This window comes from Clostridium hydrogenum, from assembly GCF_021432385.1.
GTDB classification, from domain to species: Bacteria; Bacillota; Clostridia; order Clostridiales; family Clostridiaceae; genus Clostridium_S; species Clostridium_S hydrogenum.
The window spans coordinates 81,431-99,609 of sequence record NZ_JAEACT010000002.1; the positions used below are offsets into that span (position 1 = coordinate 81,431).

Genomic DNA, 18,179 nt, shown 5'->3' on the forward strand with positions numbered 1-18,179 from the left:
TCCTTCTCTGTACTCTGTACTTTGTACTCTGACCAAGTCCTCTGTCTAGATTTTGTATTTCTTCAAGTCTCCCTTAAAGTTCTCAGCAATTTTCTTAAATTCTCCTATGTTTTCTGTAAGCTTGCTAATTTGACTCATATAGTTTGTAACACTTGCACTTACTTCTTCTGAAGCAGCTGAATTTTCTTCTGATACAGATGCAAGGTTCTCCATTTTTTCGTAAATTGTTGATATGGACTCCGCTTCTGCATTTAACTTTTCTACAGTTTTAATCATGGCATCAGCAACGGATTTTGCTGAAAAATTAGCATCTTGACTTAATCTTCTAACATTCTTAAGATTTGAAGTTTCATTTTCAAGAACATCGTATTGTTCTCCTATTTTAGAAACAAGGCTCCCTATGTCTGAAACAAACATTTCAAGATTAGAATTAATTTTTTCAACAGCTTCCTTAGTTTGCTCAGAAAGTTTCTTTACTTCGCCTGCAACAACTGAAAAACCTTTTCCCATCTCTCCAGCTCTTGCAGCTTCAATTGAAGCATTAAGTGCAAGAAGATTTGTTTGTTCTGATATATCTGATACTAAAAGTACAATATCAGTTATATCCTTAGCTTTATTTGAAAGCTCAGAACCTTGGCTCCTTACTTGCTCAAATTTAGCAAGGCTTTCTTCTATTGTCTTACTTGTAGTTTCAACACTTTTATAACTATTATTAATTTTATCTATTGCTTTTTCTAATTGCGTCTTATTGCTGTTTTCATGCTCTACTACTTGCTTTAAAGATTCAATATTTTTATTTAAAATAGTTACACTATCCTGAGTATCCTCAGCTTGGCTTACAAATGAATCAGCAACTTGTTCTACGACATCGGATATTTCGCTGGAAGTATCACTCATATCTTTAGAAATTTCTCCTACATTATTTACAAATGCATTCATTTCATCAGTTAATCCCTTAAATCCAACAAAATTAGTTGACATATCTTTAGAATATTTATTTAGTTCAGAATGTATATCCTCAAAGAAATCATTTGTAACTATGCTACTCTGTACATTAAAATCATTATTTTTTAATCGTGCAATCTCTTCTTTTATAATTCTCTTTGGCGATATCATAATTTCTGATGCAATAAATGCTGATAATGATGAGATTACTGCTGCTATTATTGCTTTAACAGAATTATGTACACCTAAAATAGGTACAAAAGTTATTATTGATACTATAAATGTAAATATTCCTACCTTTGCGCCAAAACTTCTTATAAAGCCAAAAGAAAGTAATTTATTAAATTTATAAGTCTTCTTATAATAAATATCTCTGTCAAATACAAATTTAAGTTTTACAGAATCCGCTGTTCTTTCAAGTTCCTCAACTTCAATTTTCTCATTAAAAAACTCAGCTGCCCCTTCTATTAATCCTTTGAGATAAGCAAACATACCCCTTTTGGATCTGTAAGTAAATACAGCCTCTCTTTTAGATATTGGCTCTATTGATACTAAAGGCGGTTTTGCACCTGGAAACTTTTTAGTCATAACTACATGAATGTCAAATAATGATTTAAAAAACGAATATAAGTTTTCATGTTCAAAAAAAGCAGGAAAGGTATCGAAAAAGCCTGCTATATTGTCTATTCCTATACTTTCCCACACTTCATCTTTATTTTTATTAACGCCATTAGATATAATTTCAATAAGCTTGTACACAGTACTATCCTCTACATCTTCAACAGGTGAAAATATTTTTCCTCTTCCAAGCTTAACCTGATCTAAAGCACCCTCTACAATATCATTTCCATATAATTTTTTACATGTTTTTACCCATGTCCCAACTACCGTACCTTTCATATTACCACCTCATGCATTACTTTCATTATTTACAAATATTTTGTACAAATTACTATCAATTAATAATATATATCAATTATACAGCACAAATACAATATTGTTAACTATTTTTTTCTTACTCAAATTGTCGAGGTAATAATACTAAACTTTATACTCGAAAATAATAATTTAAAATTATTGCGAAGTAAGTGTATTGCAGGATATTAAATAAAATTAATAAATCTAAGGCAAAAAACTTTAAAAGTCTAAGAAGTTTCAATAACTCGCTAAAAACATGCTCAGACAATTGAAACATCTAAGCCTGTTAAAGTTTTTTACCTAAGATTTATAAAATTTTATTTAAATCATCCTACAACACACTTACTTCGCAATGTACATGGTTTTAAAGGAAAGAACACTTACCAGAGGCTTGGGCTTAAGCCCATTAAGATTCTTGAACCTATATTATTAATTTCTAGTGATCCATTTCAAAGACATAAATTAATTAAAAATATTAGTGTGCCTACGGAATTTTAAGATAAAAACAAGAAATGCTATAATTGCGTAAGCAATCAAAAAATAAGTTATAAGATTTTTTGTAGCAAGGATTATTAATATACAAAGTTTTATTGCACTACTATTGACAGTGCATCTACTAAGTTAAAGAACATACATGTGCTAAGCCCAACCCCCTAGTAAGTGTATCCTTCACTGTACTTTGTACTCCGTACTCTGATTTTTGGTTCGCATTTTTTAATCATTGTGAAACAAAGCTGTAGTGAAATTATCAAAATAACATGGAACAGGTGCATTAAAAAAATGATGTGGTATACGAGTGTCGAAGAAATATTTTAAATAAAATTGTATAAAACTTAGTGGGGGATTTTTTGAAAACTTTAGAACTTTCAATTGTTTGAGCTTCCCCTCAGCGAGTTATTGAAAGTTCTTAAGTTTTCGGAAAATTTGCCACTTAGTTTTATTAATTTTATTTAAGATTTTGAGATACTCGTAGACCACATTATTTTTAATGCACCTGTTCCATGTTATTTGATTTTGCACTACACTTTGCTTCTCAATATTTAAGTATTTTAAAATACTATTATTCTTCTGGATACTCCATTACTGGTACATGACCATCCTTATACAAATGTGGTGGAACAAAAAGTCCATTCTTAGTTACTTCTAAATTATCCTCCCCTCTAAGTTCACCTATCTTAGTAACTGCTACATAAACATCAGATATCTTATACCAGGTAGGATAATCTACAACACCTATTGCTGGCATTGAAAAAATTTTTTGAAACTCCGTTACTGACTTCTTTGTAGCGTCATTGTAATATGCAGTAACTGCAAGTTTAGGGATTGCAGGATAATTTACAGAAATTCTATTTAAATAAGTTTGTATTGTTCTTACCGGTGTACCTGTGGAACCTACTCTTAGAACATAACCGGGATATGATTCCGGAATCCCTGCTACTTTTTGGGCCGTATCAAATTGAAGATCCGCTCCATAAAAATTTCTTAAAATTTCTGGAGCTCTTTTCCCTTGATCACCTAAGTACTTACTTCCCCACTGAGTAAGCCATCCAGGGCACTGTACATTTTTTCCGTCACAAAACTGAGTTAAAAGTGGTTGTTTTGCTCCTGGACGTTTTACATAAGTTGAAAAAATAGCATCAACGACATTACTAATACTTTTATATATATTTCTTCCGTAATTAAAAGCCTGATCAAAAGCTGTGGAATTTGTTATGGTGAAGTTCTTACCTTTCCCCCTATACCATTCAGTGTAAACTCTATTCAATACAAAAGATATTATGCAAAGAACATTTGCCCTTATGGTACTTTCAGGCCATGTGGAAAATATCTCACAAGAAGCTACATTCTTTATATAATCCATAAACCTAAGGGTATAATTGGGAGCAGCTTCATCTGGTCCTCCTGCATGAACTACGATATACTGTGGAACTACAGGTTGAGGCAATACAACAAGACCACTTGGTGGCTTAGGCAAAGGTTTTTCAGGTGCCTCAGGAATTTTAGGTGGATAATTACCAACTAATGTATTTGGCTTTACATCTATAACTTCCTCCTGCCTTGTTAAATTCTGTGTTAAATTACAATTTTGTATTGCCACACTATCGGGCATAATTTGACATCCTCTTACAAATAAAGGTTTGAAATTTAGAGCCTCTACCCTTATATCTACAAAACTATATGGCACTTGGTTTGTAGGATTCTGGGAATATGCTAAAGGAGGAGTTGTAAGTTCTACAGGGGTTGTAAGTCCAGAACTATCTGTATATGCAACTTGTTCTTGCGTTTTCCCTGTACTATCCCTTCCTGTTATAGTTACTTTTGCTTTTTCTTGTGGTATATAATTATTACCTCTAAAAACTTGTATCTGCAGCTGTCCATTAGCCATTTTTCTATTCTCCTAATTATTCTTACTAAAGATAAACCCATAAAAATTTATCCATCATATATAACATATGCACATGTGCATTAACCATATACTAACATTTATTATACTAAATATATTTTTTAGGTAATCTAATAAATACTCCGCTTTCTTTTCTATCGCCTCTTTGACTCTGAAAAACTCCATTTAAATCTAAAAAACCATATCCAAGCTGCTCGTTAGGGTATGTTTCTCCTGGTCTTCTATATGCACCTCGTATAAGATAAGTTTTTACTTTTGTCGCATGCATATTTTTATCATTTCCATCTACTAGACCCCACTGTAAAATAAGCGCTACAGCTCCAGCAAGCACAGCTGATGCCGCACTACTCCCTGTCAAGGTTTGCATTTGTCCGCCGTTTCCTACACATGGTACCTCGTAGCCTCCTGCTGAAACATCTGGTTTTACCCTCCCATCTCTTGTATATCCTCTTCCAGAACTAGGCATCAAAGTATTATTAGCTTGATTATAATAACTACAACATATTATTTGATTACTTGTAGATGGTAATGTAAGGGTTATATACTGTGAAGGATTTAAAAATCTAGTTCCTTCTTTAATAAGAGCTCTTTGTAAAATCCACGCATCATATCTCCCATCTGTTATATTATCTCCTGTAAGCTTAAAATTCCATATTCCGGGCTTTGCATTTTCTATTAATACCTCAATTAATTCATCGCCTGTAAGCTCTTCTGGAAAATAATATTGTACACTAACTATGCTCTCTTCATAAACTAATTTAGTTATCTGTTTCCCCTTCGATTTAGCTGGAATTTTTTCTATAATCTCCCCAGATGGCGATACTATACCTATAGAAATTTTATCAGGCTTATGTGACCAAACTTGCATATATACCCTTTCTTGATTATTATCAACTTTAAGTTCAATTGTCTTTTCTTCATTGGTTTTAGCCATTACTCCTGATGTGTGTGTATCACTGTCTCCTTCATTTCCTGTACCAGTAACAACAACTAAACCTTTAATTTTGGATAGTTCGTCTATATATCTTTCAATAAGTGAATTTCCATCATGCCCACCTATATTTGTTCCGAGTGGTATATAAATTACTGTTGGCTTGTTTATTTTTGACGCTCTATCATATGCATATTTTATTCCTTGAATTAAACTTGTACTGCTAAATACAGGGCATGTGGCTTCATTAACACCATTGCTATACAAAGTACTTTTCTTAGTAGTTCTAAGTTTAACTACTATAAACTGACAATCTGGTGCTGCCCCTATATATTTTCCTCTTCCACCTATAATGCTTGCTGTATTTGTTCCATGCCCTACTTCATCCTTCATTGGAACCTTGCTATATGGATTGCCCTTGTTTTTACTTAGCTGAATTGCCGCATTTATATCTGCCTCACTATATTCTGTTCCCATATAAAAACCAGTAGGATTCTTTCCACTTGCATCTCCTTGATCCCAAATACTTAAAATTCTAGTTGTACCATCCTCATTTATAAATTCATCATTTAAGTAATCAATTCCAGTATCTATTAAAGCTACTATTACACCTCTGCCTGTAAGATTTAAATATGGATTATTATGAAATTGATTAATGTTGGCAGTTTCTAAGGGTGAAACAGCACACATCGTATATAAAGATGCTCTTTCTGGATAAACTATTTCTTTAACTGTACTAAAAAGTTCATCAACCTTATCTTGCCTAACTGAAACGATAGCATATCTATCACCAAGTGGAAACTCACATGCATAATCTATTTTAGAAAAAGCTGCTGCTATATCCCCTTCATATTCAACTATATAATTTTCATAATTATCTAAGGCATAAACCTCACTACAATTGACTGCCCTATTCATATTTCTTCTTTTTCTAGCACCTGAAGCCAAATTTAATCCTCTCCTTAAACATAATTGACCATAACCCCAAACTGGATTGGGATATTTAACATCGGTTCTAGTCCTTGTTGCTCCTTTTAAAATATAATATTTTAATCTATCACCATACATAAAAGGATCATTTTTAAGCACAATTCCCCACTGCATCAAAAGTGCTGCTGCGCCAGATACTTCTGGGGTTGCCATTGAAGTTCCAGATAATTTGTCGTATTCTCCACCTGGTATTGATGATTCTATGTTTTCTCCTGGTGCAACTAAATCAGGTTTTGTAAAGCAAGCCTTTGCAAGCTTACCTCTACCAGAAAAGCTTGATATATTTCCAGTTAAATAATCGTAACTTCCAACCGTCAAAGCGTTCTCTACAGTCCCCGGTATACCTAAGGTATTATAAACATCTGGTTTTAAAAATTTAGTTTGTGCGCTAAGCCCCTCTGATACAGGCATCCACATATCATAAATATCTCCAAGCCCTGTTGCAGCATAAATTGTAATACTCCAAGTTCCAGAAAGAAGAGCGTCGCCTCCAGCAACTAAGCTTATAAGAACTTCACCATTCATACTAAAGGGTTTGGGACCACTGTCATATATAAAATAGCTATCACTTTGAAGTTTGCCATCCTTGTAACCTTCTTTAACTTGAAAAACACCAGTACTATTACCAGCAGGATTTTTTATTTCAATACTTATATCATCAATAAAATTTTTATATAATTGTACTAAAATAACTTTTTCTGCAGCTGCTACACTCATTGATATTGTTTGATTATCTCTTAAAACTCCTCCTACATGATGTGCCCTGTCTCCCTCATTTCCAGCCGCAATTACAAAGGATATTCTCTCTAGATTACAAATTGTCTCTACATATTGTTCAAGAAGACTTGTGCCATCATGTGCCCCATCATTAGTGCTAAAACTTAAATTTATCACAAGCGGCATATTTCTTTCATTGGCTCTATCCACTAAAAATTTAACGCCCCTCATAAGTTGAGTGCTTTTTCCGTAATTAACCTTTCCTTCCCCTGTCATCTTAACCATAGCAATTCTACTTTCATATGCAGGACCATAGTATCTTTCATCAATATTTCCATCACCGCAGGCTATACCCGTTACGTGTGTTCCGTGACCAACGTCATCTCTTTCAGGCACTACAGCAAAAGGATCATTAGAATTAATTGCCTTATTTATATCTTCATTGTTCCAAACCTTCCCTCCTGAGCTTAAATCATAAATATAATCTATTCTACTCTTTCCATTTTTGTCCCTAAAAGCTGGATGCAAATAATCAATGCCAGAATCTATAAAGCCAACCATCACTCCTGCACCAGATAGTTTATAAACCTCCCAGGCTTCAGTTATGCAGCTAGCTCTATTCCCCTCTGAAAAATCTGTATATAAATTTTTAGGAAGCTCTGCATATTCAATTTGAGGTATGGTATTTACACTTTGTAATTTATCAATAGGTATCGTTATAATTCCAAAACTATAACCTAAATCTTCAAAAACACCTCCTATATTATCCACAGCTGTTTTTACTTTTAATGGGTTATCCACATATTTTATTATTAACTCAACATTTTGTGATTTATTTTGGTTTTTTAGTGAAAGAAGTTGAAGTTTTATTGGATTGGGGACATTCATAAATAGGTCTATGAAAGGATCATTATTTTTCACTAATCTGCTCCTTATTTTATTACTCAACTAAATTTCACAATCTAAAATTATTACGAACCAATTAAACCAGAGTACAGAGTACAGATGACAGAGTACAGTTAAGGATGATTTACCTTCCTTTCGTCAGGTAAATCTTAAACTTAAATGTTGTCAGCTTCGCTGAACAACATATTATGATACGATTGCATAAGCAATCAAAAATAAGTTTTAAGATTTTCTGTAGCTTTGCTACAGAAAATCATCCTTCACTGTACTCTGTACTCTGAATAAAGGTTCTTAATGTTTTAGATGTATGAAATTTAAATTATCTACCTTTATTACAATATATGAATGTACAATAAAAAAAACGACTCAAAATCTGAGTCGTTTTTATATGTTTATAGTTTAAATTCAACTTTCTCGAGCTTGCCTATTACCTTTACTTCTTTTGTGTTCGCTGTTTGCGTATGAACATTTCCATTGTTGCTTATAAGAAGTAGCTTGCTACTATCTAATCTTTTAACTTGTCTTACATATCTTTCTCCGCCATATTCAACTAAACAAATTGCGTTGTTTTCAACTTCATGTATTATATGTCCAAAAGCTATGTCATTCTCCATCATTCTAAAACCAAGCATATCATTATCTTGAATTTTTATAAAAAAAACTTTATCTTGATTATAGCCTTCAACCTTACCACCAACTACAGGTAGCTGCTTTGAACCAAAAGTTTTATTAAAATAATAATCATATATTACAACATCCTTAAGTATTGAACTTAAAGCATTCATCCAAGTTTCATTTGTATCTTTCTTTTTAGGTTCATATGACAATACTCTTGGCTTTTCATCCTTATCTTCATTATCTGCAATCATATTTATATCATTTATATCTTTGCCAAAAACCTTTTTTATTCTTGATATAAGACTATCATTTATAACTTTTCTTCCTTCTTCTATTTCCTTTACAAAGCCTTCATTTACGCCTAGCTTTTTACCAAACTGTTTTTGACTTAAATTAGCTTCTTCTCTTATAGTTCTAATTTTTTCTCCTACCCTACTCATTTTGTCATCCCCTACTTTTTGTTATTTTTCAAGTACCAGCTTCTTTCATCTATCATGTGTTCAATTAAATATTTTAATGACCAATTTATCGAAACAGGTGTTACTACTGCAAATATTGGCTTCTTATTAGATATTTTTATAACCGCTGGTATAACTTTTTCTATTTTTTTATCTGATACATTATTAAATAATACCAACTTTTCATCAGGTAATTTAGTATCATCCGTTAGGTTTTCTTTCCCTTCCATTATATCATTAATTTTCATTTTAGCCATGCTTTCACTTAATGTTAAAATAGAAGGTATTTTACTTTCATTGAATGTTTCTTTTATTTGAGAAATTTCATCATTTGTAAAACCGTATATTAATACTTGACTCTTGTTTTCCATTTTAGTACCCTCCTTAAAATCAATTCACAGTTCACAATGCACAATAATTGTAAACTGTGAATTGTAAATTACATTTAAAAAATTTTTTCTTCTTTACATCTTATTTTTATTTTCATCTTATTTATAGGTTTATCTAATTTTAAGATTAAACATCCGTTTGGTAAAATGAATATTATCTGTTCATTAAGTATTTCATTTACTTTAGTTTTTACCATATACGAATTTTTAATCTCAATATAATCATTAAGCTCATTTAAAACCTTGTAGTCTATTTTTAATTTATCGCCATCTTCATCGCATTTTTCTTCTCCAATGCAAAGTTTTAATTTATTATCATCATAAACCTTAATTCCGATATTTTCAATAATATATATTGCATTTGTACCTTTAGGATTTATTATTTTTACAGAATTAAATTCCTTATCAGAAGTAATTGTAATTTCTTTCTGCATTTTCACATTGTTATTAAAGCGTAAATCGGTATTATCTAACTTGCCTAAAGTAAAAACTTTCATTATTTAATCACCTTATTTCCATAGTTTATCACTATAGATAAACTGGGTGAAACATTGAAATTGCAAATATAAAGTTTATCCTGACAAATTACAATTTATCGAGCAGAGTACAGATGACAGAGTACAGTGAATGATGATTTGCCTTTCGCTTCTCTCAGGTAAATCTTAAACTTAATGTTGTCAGCTTCGCTGAGCACCATATATGGCGCAATTGCGCAGCAATAAAAAAATAAGTTTTCAGATTTTTCGCAGTGCTAACGGAGAAAAATCATCCTTCGTTGTACTCTGTACTCTGTACTCCGTACTCTATGTTAAATTGTAATTTAGCAAGATGAATTACAATTTATACTCCATCCTCTCTGCTCATGTATCTATAGTGCTACATTACCAATTTATTCTGCAAAAAATTTTATGTGAAAAACTATGAAAAAAAATAATTATTGCGAAGCAAGTGTATTTCAGGATATTAAATAAAATGGCTATATTTTAAAACAACGCTGATATGAGATTATGGACATTAATGGACTCTAAGAATTGCTCGTTTATAATTTGCTACCCATTTAGATGCATCGTCCGGATGCCTAAATGGCTTTGACCGTCCTAGTCAAAATTACTCAAATTATAAACGAGCAATCCTAAGAGTCCATAAAAGTGAGCACATCACATCAGCATTCTTTTAAAAATAGCCCCAAATACTAAAGGAAGCTATGGTTTAAATAAGTGTGAAAATCAACACTTATTTAAACCATAGCCAACAAAATTAATAAATCTAAGGCTTTTAAAACTTTTTACCTAAGTTTTATTAAAATTTTATTTAAACCATCCTGAACCACTCTTACTTCGCATTTACAGTTGTTTACGGAAAGAACACATACCAGATGCTTGGGCGTAAGCCCATTAAGATTCTTGAATCTATACTATTAATTTCTAGTGATCCATTTCAAAGACATAAATTAATCAAAAATATTAGCGTGCCTACGGAATTTTGGTTTAGTACAAAAACAATACTTATTACTGAAATCATTAAAATTACTGTATTAAGTTGTTAGAAAATAATTATATATTGTGAAACAAAGCTGTAGTGGATTAATCAAAGAACCTTTGGTAGGTGTAGGGAAAAAATGGTGTTAGGGAATAGTGGCGAAAAAATTTCTAAAATAAAATTGTATAAAACTTAGTGGGAAATTTTTTAAAGCTTTAGAGCTTTAGATTGTCTGAGCTAATCTTTGCGAGTTATCGAAAGCTCTTAAGCTTTAAAAAATTTGCCGCTTAGTTTTATTAATTTTATTTAGGATTTTGAGCCGCTGTTCACTAACATCATTTTTCTACACCTGCCAAAGGTTCTTTGATTTTGCACTACACTTCATTTCACAACATTTAAATTTTTCTTATTTATAATTAAGTAATTTAAAGCTTAAGTCTACCATATCATCATTAAGGGAATTTATTATTTCTACTTTTCCTTTTTCCTCTTTATCATTAAGAATGTTTCTACTTTGGAGCTTTCTTTTTAGTTGTCTTACAGTTCCATCGCTTCCATCAATAATAGGTGTTTCCTTGGGTACTATGTTTAAAATTTCATGAGCTACAAAGGGATAATGTGTACATCCTAGCACAATAGCTGCAATTTTTTCTTGCTTGTACTTATTAAGCTTATCCTGAAGATAATCACAAACCACCTTACCCCTCAATTCACCCTCTTCTACTATTTCAGCAAGTCCAGCGCATGGAAGTGGAACTATATCCGCTACTTCTTCATATTTTTCCATCAAACTTCTAAATTTATCTTCCTGCAAAGTAAGTGGTGTTGCCATAATTATAACTTTGCCTTCTCTATTTAATTCTATTGCTGGTTTAAGTGCAGGCTCAATTCCTATGATAGGCATAACTTCGCCGTATTTTTCTCTAATTTCATTTATGGCAGCACTTGTTGCCGTATTGCAAGCAACCACAATAGCTTTAACCTTCTTATCTAGAAGCTTTTCTATAACATTAAAAGTCAACTTTCTTACTTCATCTACACTCTTTTCACCATATGGCGCATTTTTAGAATCTCCATAATATATAAAATCTTCATTTGGAAGTCCCTTTACTGCCTCTTTTAAAACACTTATTCCACCAACACCTGAGTCAAAAACTCCTATTGGTCTACTCTTAATATTCAACAATATCACCTCAGAACTTAAATAAACTACATTCTATAATTATACATCAAATTATTAATTTTAACTACTTCACCACTTTCTATATTTTTCACATGCTCCTATATTGAAAACCCCAAATAATTGTATTAATATTATCTTATAAATCAAATTTTGCCATAATATTCTGCAAAACTTTAACCATAAAGCTAACCCTATATAATTTATCTTTAGATAGGAGAGATTTATTTGTGTAAAAAACTTAACAATAGTTCACCTTTAAAAATATTGATTGTAGATAAAAGTTTTTCTAATCACAAACATTTAAAAGAAATATTAGCTACGGTAAAGTTCAATAATATTCCCCTTAATATTGTTAGCACATATTCTGTAGAAGAATGTAAGCTTTTTATCATAAATAACCCAGATACTGCTTTAATTATCTTAGGATTAGAGTGCATTTCTACTGATACAAAAAACTATAAATTAAACTTTATACACTATATTAGAAATGTACTGCAAAATAAAACTGTGCGCATCATACTAAAAAGTGACTTTACGGCAACTAATCCTTCTAGCACACTTGCTATGGAATATGATATAAATTGCTTTATTAATAACATTAACCTAAATGATGACACAATTATAACTTCAGTTTTAACGTGCCTCAGATGTTTTCAAGATTTAAGTGATATAAATGAAAGTAAAAAGGGACTTGAACAAATAATAAAATCCTCATCTGTATTTTTTGAGCTCCAATCCATAAAAAAATTAGCCTTTAAAGTTTTAGTACAGCTATCCTCTATAGTTCATTTAAATAATAATATGTTTACTGAAACTTCTTCATGTTTTATGGCTAAAAAAATTCATTCTAATTTTCGTTTTATAACTGGTATTGGTAAATATTCTTCACTATCCTCCAAAAATAGCATAAGCCCCAAAATCACGAAAGAACTAAATGAAACTCTGAAAGCAAAAAAAAATAAGTACCTTGATGATCATTTTATCATTTACTTTAATACTGAAAATAATTTAGAGTATATTATATACTATGAAATTCCACATATGCTTTCTTCAATTACTATCGATTTAATAGAAGTTTTATGTACAAACATCTCCGCCGCTCTTAATACCCTGTATTTAAATAACGAACTTGAAACAACAGAAAGAGAAATAATATTTACGCTAGGTGAAATATCTGAAGCCCGTTCTAAAGAAACTGGACATCATGTAAAACGAGTTGCTGAATACTCTAAACTATTAGCACTCAGATGCGGTTTGTCTGAAAAAGATGCTGAAATAATACGTATGGCTTCTCCTATGCATGATGTTGGAAAATTAGCTATACCAGATTCAATATTAAACAAACCTTCCAAATTAACTAATGAAGAATTTAATATCATGAAAACACATTCTAGAATTGGCTACGATATGCTAAAAAAATCAAACAAAAGACTTATGAAAGCGGCAGCTATAATTGCACTAGAACACCATGAAAAATACAATGGCACTGGTTATCCTTATGGCCTTGTTGGACAGGATATTCACTTATACGGTAGGATAACAGCAATTGCCGACGTATTTGATGCTCTAGATAGTAAAAGGGTATACAAAAGTGCGTGGAAAATGGAAGAAATTTTAAAACTATTAAAGGATGAAAGTGGCAAACACTTTGACCCTGAGCTCGTAAATATTTTTTTTGCTAACTTTGATGAAATCCTTTTTATAAGAAATAAATTCTCGGACATTTAAATCAGAGTACAGACACTGTACTCTGATTAAGTTTTCGGATTCTATTTTCTTGACATTTCTTTAGATTTCTCCGTACATTTGTCTACTGCTTCCATAACTGCAGCTCTAAAATTATTCTTTTCAAGTGTATACACTGCTTCAATTGTTGTACCACCTGGTGAACATACCTCATCCTTAAGTTTTCCCGGATGTTTTCCTGTTTCCAAAACCATTTTTGCTGCTCCAAGAACCGATTGTGCTGCTATTTTGTAGGCTTTTTCTCTTGGCATCCCTTGAAGAACAGCACCATCTGCCATAGCTTCAATAAACATGTATACATATGCTGGTGATGAACCACTAAGCCCTGTTATTGCATCCATAAGTTTTTCATCTATAACTTCTGTTTTACCAAAACTCTCTAAAATTTTTCTTACTACCTTAACTTCATCCTCTGAAACTGACTCTTCAGAATAGCATAAAGCTGTCATTGCCTCCCCAACTAGTGCAGGAGTGTTAGGCATTGTCCTTACAACTTTAACCTCTTTTTTAAACATCAATTTAATTTTGTCTAAGGATATACCAGCTGCAATTGTTACTATAATAGTCTTTGAAGTTATCTCATCTTTGATCTCATCTATTACCTCACTATACTTATTAGGTTTTACGGCTAACACTAATATATCTGAATTTACAGCAACTTCCTTATTATCAGTAGTTATATGTACTTTGCACTTATCTTTTATAAAATTTAATTTTTCCTCCGATGGATTACTTACCATAATATTATCTGCAGCTATAATGTTTGAACCTACTATTCCCATTATCATTGCCTGTGCCATGTTTCCACATCCGATGAAGCCTATTCTTCTATTCAAAATTACCACTCCTTGAAAATTCACAATTTTTTGTGCTATAATTTTAAAAACAAATGAATATATATACTATTTTCATTATACACTAAAAAAATAGAAACATATACCAAGTTAAACCCAATTATATAAAAAGAAAATAAACTATAAATCAAATTTCAAATAATATAAGGAGGCTTTGAGTTATTTAAGTAGTATTTGCAAATATTAATAATATTATTATCTCAGCTAATATTTATGCAAGACTCTTGCTTAACTATAAAATTATGAATAATAGGCAAAAATATCTTAAGGATATAAAAAAAGTTGTAATAAAGGTTGGAAGTTCAACTTTAACTCATCCAAATGGACTTTTAAATTTATATAGAATAGAACATCTAGCACGTCAAATTGCAGATTTAAACAATCGTGGATTGGAAGTTGTTCTTGTAACTTCAGGAGCCATAGGTGCAGGTTTTAGAAAACTTGGCTTTAAAGAAAAGCCTAAAAACATTCCAGAAAAACAAGCATCAGCAGCTGTAGGTCAAGGCATACTCATGCATACCTACGAAAAGTTTTTCTCTGAATACGGTCAAACAGTGGCACAAATTTTAATAACAAGAGAAGATTTAACAAATGAAGAGAGATTCTCAAATGCTCAAAATACATTCTCTGAATTATTAAAAAGTGGAGTTATACCAATAGTAAATGAAAATGATGCCATAATAGTAGAAGAAATCAAATTTGGTGATAACGATACACTATCAGCTCATGTTGCTTCTCTAATTGGTGCTGACCTTTTAATTCTGCTATCTGACATTGATGGCTTGTACAACTGTAATCCAAGAACTAATCCAGATGCATTTCTCATAAATGAAGTGCCAGAAATAACAGAAGAAGTAGAAAATTCTGCTGGCGGCGCTGGTTCTAGCCTCGGTACTGGTGGAATGTTTACTAAAGTTAAGGCAGCAAAAATCGCAACAGAAGCTGGTATTTCAATGATAATTGCCAACGGAGAAAAACAAAATGTAATTATCAGTTTACTTAATTTTAATAATGAAGGAACATTATTTTTATCCAAAAATTGGAGGAATTAATATGGATTTAAGGGAATATGTAATAAATCTTGCCAAAGCATCAAAAATTGCAGCTAAAAAGTTGTCCTATGAAAACACAAATATTAAAAATAGTGCTCTTTTAATGATGAGTGATGCTATCTTAGAAAACAAAGCTTATATAATATCCGAAAATGCAAAAGACATTGCCAATGCCAAAGAAGCTGGAATTTCAGAAGCCTTTATAGATAGGCTTACGCTTACAGAAAAAAGATTGATTGAAATGTCAGAAGGTTTAAAAGCTACTGCTGCCTTGCCTGATCCTATTGGTGAAGTAGTAAAGATGTGGAAAAGACCAAATGACCTTCAGATTGGTCAAGTAAGAGTCCCTTTGGGAGTTATAGGAATAATATTTGAGGCAAGACCAAATGTAACCGTTGATGCTGCTGCTTTATGTATAAAATCCGGCAATGCCGTTATATTAAGAGGCGGAAAAGAGGCCATAAATTCAAATATCGCAATTACAAAGGTCATAACAAAAGCAGCTTGTGCGGCAGGTCTTCCTGAAAATAGCATACAGCTTATTAATGTTATTGACAGAGAAGCTGTTAATATAATGATGAAACTAAACGAGTATATAGATGTAATCATTCCTAGGGGTGGAGCTGGTTTAATTAAGAATGTAGTTGAAAATTCAACTGTTCCTGTAATACAAACCGGTGTTGGCAACTGCCACATTTACGTTGATAAAGATGCTGACTTCTCCATGGCTGAAAATATTGTAATCAATGCAAAGGTACAGCGTCCATCTGTCTGCAATGCCATGGAAACTTTACTCGTTCATAAGGACATAGCAAAGGATTTTTTACCTCATATGTGTGAAACCTTGAAAGCTCATAAAGTTCAAATACGTGGCTGCGAGGTAACCCAAAAAATAGTAACTAATGTTGAAATTATTCCTGCAACAGAAGAAGACTTTAAAGTAGAATTTCTTGACTTAATTATAGCTGTGAAGGTTGTTGATTCTGTGGATGCTGCCATAGACCATATATTTAAATATGGTACTAAACATTCAGAAGCAATAATAACAAATAACTATTTCACTTCTCAAAAATTCTTAGCAGAAGTCGATGCTGCTGCTGTATATATAAATGCTTCAACTAGATTTACTGACGGAGGACAATTTGGCTTTGGCGGTGAAATAGGAATAAGTACACAAAAGCTTCATGCAAGAGGCCCTATGGGATTAAATGAACTTACAACACTTAAATATATAATATACGGAAATGGGCAAATTAGAGAATAAACTTATTTATAGAAAGAAGGGGTAAATTAATGAAGGTTAAAATAGGTCAAATTATCAAATTTCAAAAGGATCATTATATTGCTCTTGAAAAAGGCGGAAAAGCTCTTGTTAAGAAGGGAGATACTGCTAGAGTTTTAAAGAAAATTGATGAAACAACTGGTGAAATAGTTTATTTAACTGGCGAAGCAAGAGACAAATGTCAATATGTTAAACTTGAAGTAGATGACAATTTAGATGCAGATGCTATAGCAAAGCAGATTTTACGGGGAATGGGACAATAATGCTATCTCTTAACATTTATAGATAAACCATTTCAACTACCAAAATCAATTTGCATCATAATGCCAAGAAGACGGCATTTTGATACAAATTAATTTTCAAGTTTCAAGTGGTTTATCTTTAATTCGATTGTAAAGGAGCGATTAAAAAATGAGTACTACTGCTGAAGATAAATTATATACCTATTCTGACTATATAACTTTTCCTGAAGGCAAACGTATTGAAATTATAGATGGTTATATATATAATATGGCTACCGCTCCAACAAGAATACATCAAGAAATTATAATGGAACTTTCTGCTGAAATACGAAATTATATTAAACATAACAATGGAAATTGTAAGGTATATCCTGCACCTTTTGATGTAATATTGAAGAATGAAGATGAAGAAGCTTCTAATAATAAAAATGTAGTTCAACCAGATATTTCAGTTATATGCGACAAAAATAAACTTACAGATAGAGGCTGCACAGGCTCACCGGACATGATTATTGAGGTGGTATCACCATTTAATCCTAATAGTGATTATATAAGAAAATTAAATCTATACGACCACTATAAAATACGTGAATATTGGATAGTTAATCCTATGAAGAAAACTATACTAGTATATAAGCTTGATGAAAATAATCAATATGCAGCTCCTGAAAGCTATACTTTTAAGGATAAAATAAATGTTTCAATATATGATAATTTAGAAATTGATTTTAATAAATTAGATTTAGATCAAAGAAAATAAAAGATTTGGACTGACGCACTAAGATTATTTAATATATAATTTAAAATTATTGCGAACAAAGGTGTAGTGCAAGCTTTTAATATCTATCAAAAGTTCCTGCGCCCAAATTTTATAATACAAACTTATTTAAACATTGGAAATAAAGGTGTTGTATAAATATCAAAATAACAAGGGACAGGTGCATTAAAAAATGATGCGGTATACGAGTGTCGAAAAAATATTTTAAATAAAATTGTATAAACCTTAGTTGGGAATTTTTTGAAAACTTTAGAACTTTCAATTGTTTGAGCAGCATCTCAGCGAGT

At 31.6% G+C, this 18,179-nt stretch carries 13 protein-coding genes; 5 read left to right on the forward strand and 8 right to left on the reverse strand.

What is annotated here, in order from left to right:
* Positions 1-45: 45 nt before the first annotated feature.
* From CUEA01_RS00455 to murI, 7 genes are all read right to left on the reverse strand, one after another.
* The gene (locus CUEA01_RS00455; protein WP_234117164.1) at positions 46-1,845 is read right to left on the reverse strand and encodes a heme NO-binding domain-containing protein; all 1,800 of its coding nucleotides are present in this window, start codon (positions 1,843-1,845) and stop codon (positions 46-48) included.
* A gap of 1,078 nt (positions 1,846-2,923) precedes the next feature.
* Positions 2,924-4,249 carry a peptidoglycan-binding domain-containing protein gene (locus CUEA01_RS00460; protein ID WP_234117165.1) on the reverse strand — a complete coding sequence of 442 codons (1,326 nt, stop codon included), beginning with the start codon at positions 4,247-4,249 and terminating at the stop codon, positions 2,924-2,926.
* Positions 4,250-4,355: 106 nt separating this feature from the next.
* Positions 4,356-7,826, reverse strand: a complete 3,471-nt coding sequence (locus CUEA01_RS25070) for a S8 family peptidase (RefSeq protein WP_329603919.1) — start codon at positions 7,824-7,826, stop codon at positions 4,356-4,358.
* Between the two features lie 377 nt (positions 7,827-8,203).
* Positions 8,204-8,869: a helix-turn-helix domain-containing protein gene (locus CUEA01_RS00480; protein WP_234117167.1), complete on the reverse strand. Its 666-nt coding sequence runs from the start codon at positions 8,867-8,869 to the stop codon at positions 8,204-8,206.
* Positions 8,870-8,880: 11 nt separating this feature from the next.
* Entirely contained in the window at positions 8,881-9,258 is a 378-nt protein-coding gene (locus CUEA01_RS00485) for a DUF3783 domain-containing protein (RefSeq protein WP_234117168.1), read from the reverse strand.
* A 74-nt stretch (positions 9,259-9,332) separates the two neighbouring features.
* The gene (locus CUEA01_RS00490) at positions 9,333-9,773 is read right to left on the reverse strand and encodes a hypothetical protein (RefSeq protein ID WP_234117170.1); all 441 of its coding nucleotides are present in this window, start codon (positions 9,771-9,773) and stop codon (positions 9,333-9,335) included.
* Between the two features lie 1,388 nt (positions 9,774-11,161).
* Entirely contained in the window at positions 11,162-11,938 is a 777-nt protein-coding gene (gene murI / locus CUEA01_RS00495) for a glutamate racemase (protein ID WP_234117171.1), read from the reverse strand.
* A gap of 225 nt (positions 11,939-12,163) precedes the next feature.
* Between murI and CUEA01_RS00500 the strand changes: the two genes are divergently transcribed.
* Positions 12,164-13,666, forward strand: coding sequence for a DUF3369 domain-containing protein (locus CUEA01_RS00500; protein ID WP_234117173.1), 1,503 nt, complete (start codon positions 12,164-12,166; stop codon positions 13,664-13,666).
* Positions 13,667-13,707: 41 nt separating this feature from the next.
* On the opposite strand, the gene proC is transcribed toward CUEA01_RS00500, so the two are convergent.
* Positions 13,708-14,520 carry a pyrroline-5-carboxylate reductase gene (gene proC / locus CUEA01_RS00505; RefSeq protein ID WP_234117176.1) on the reverse strand — a complete coding sequence of 271 codons (813 nt, stop codon included), beginning with the start codon at positions 14,518-14,520 and terminating at the stop codon, positions 13,708-13,710.
* A gap of 260 nt (positions 14,521-14,780) precedes the next feature.
* On the opposite strand from proC, the gene proB reads away from it, so the two are divergent.
* The 4 genes from proB to CUEA01_RS00525 all read left to right on the forward strand — a co-directional run bounded on the left by proB (position 14,781) and on the right by CUEA01_RS00525 (position 17,874).
* Complete coding sequence (gene proB, locus CUEA01_RS00510; protein ID WP_234117178.1) at positions 14,781-15,590, forward strand: glutamate 5-kinase; 810 nt, start codon at positions 14,781-14,783, stop codon at positions 15,588-15,590.
* A gap of 1 nt (position 15,591) precedes the next feature.
* Entirely contained in the window at positions 15,592-16,854 is a 1,263-nt protein-coding gene (locus tag CUEA01_RS00515) for a glutamate-5-semialdehyde dehydrogenase (RefSeq protein ID WP_234117181.1), read from the forward strand.
* A 29-nt stretch (positions 16,855-16,883) separates the two neighbouring features.
* Positions 16,884-17,135, forward strand: coding sequence for a hypothetical protein (locus CUEA01_RS00520; RefSeq protein ID WP_234117183.1), 252 nt, complete (start codon positions 16,884-16,886; stop codon positions 17,133-17,135).
* 148 nt (positions 17,136-17,283) lie between these two features.
* Positions 17,284-17,874, forward strand: a complete 591-nt coding sequence (locus tag CUEA01_RS00525) for a Uma2 family endonuclease (protein WP_234117184.1) — start codon at positions 17,284-17,286, stop codon at positions 17,872-17,874.
* The last annotated feature ends 305 nt before the right edge of the window (positions 17,875-18,179 follow it).

Coding starts and splice junctions, on each gene's coding strand:
- CUEA01_RS00490 (WP_234117170.1), bottom strand. CDS start 9,773: ATGAAAGTTTTTACTTTAGGCAAGTTAGATAATACCGATTTACGCTTT.
- CUEA01_RS00520 (WP_234117183.1), top strand. CDS start 16,884: ATGAAGGTTAAAATAGGTCAAATTATCAAATTTCAAAAGGATCATTAT.
- CUEA01_RS00485 (WP_234117168.1), bottom strand. CDS start 9,258: ATGGAAAACAAGAGTCAAGTATTAATATACGGTTTTACAAATGATGAA.
- CUEA01_RS00460 (WP_234117165.1), bottom strand. CDS start 4,249: ATGGCTAATGGACAGCTGCAGATACAAGTTTTTAGAGGTAATAATTAT.
- proB (WP_234117178.1), top strand. CDS start 14,781: ATGAATAATAGGCAAAAATATCTTAAGGATATAAAAAAAGTTGTAATA.
- CUEA01_RS00480 (WP_234117167.1), bottom strand. CDS start 8,869: ATGAGTAGGGTAGGAGAAAAAATTAGAACTATAAGAGAAGAAGCTAAT.
- CUEA01_RS00525 (WP_234117184.1), top strand. CDS start 17,284: ATGAGTACTACTGCTGAAGATAAATTATATACCTATTCTGACTATATA.
- CUEA01_RS00455 (WP_234117164.1), bottom strand. CDS start 1,845: ATGAAAGGTACGGTAGTTGGGACATGGGTAAAAACATGTAAAAAATTA.
- CUEA01_RS00515 (WP_234117181.1), top strand. CDS start 15,592: ATGGATTTAAGGGAATATGTAATAAATCTTGCCAAAGCATCAAAAATT.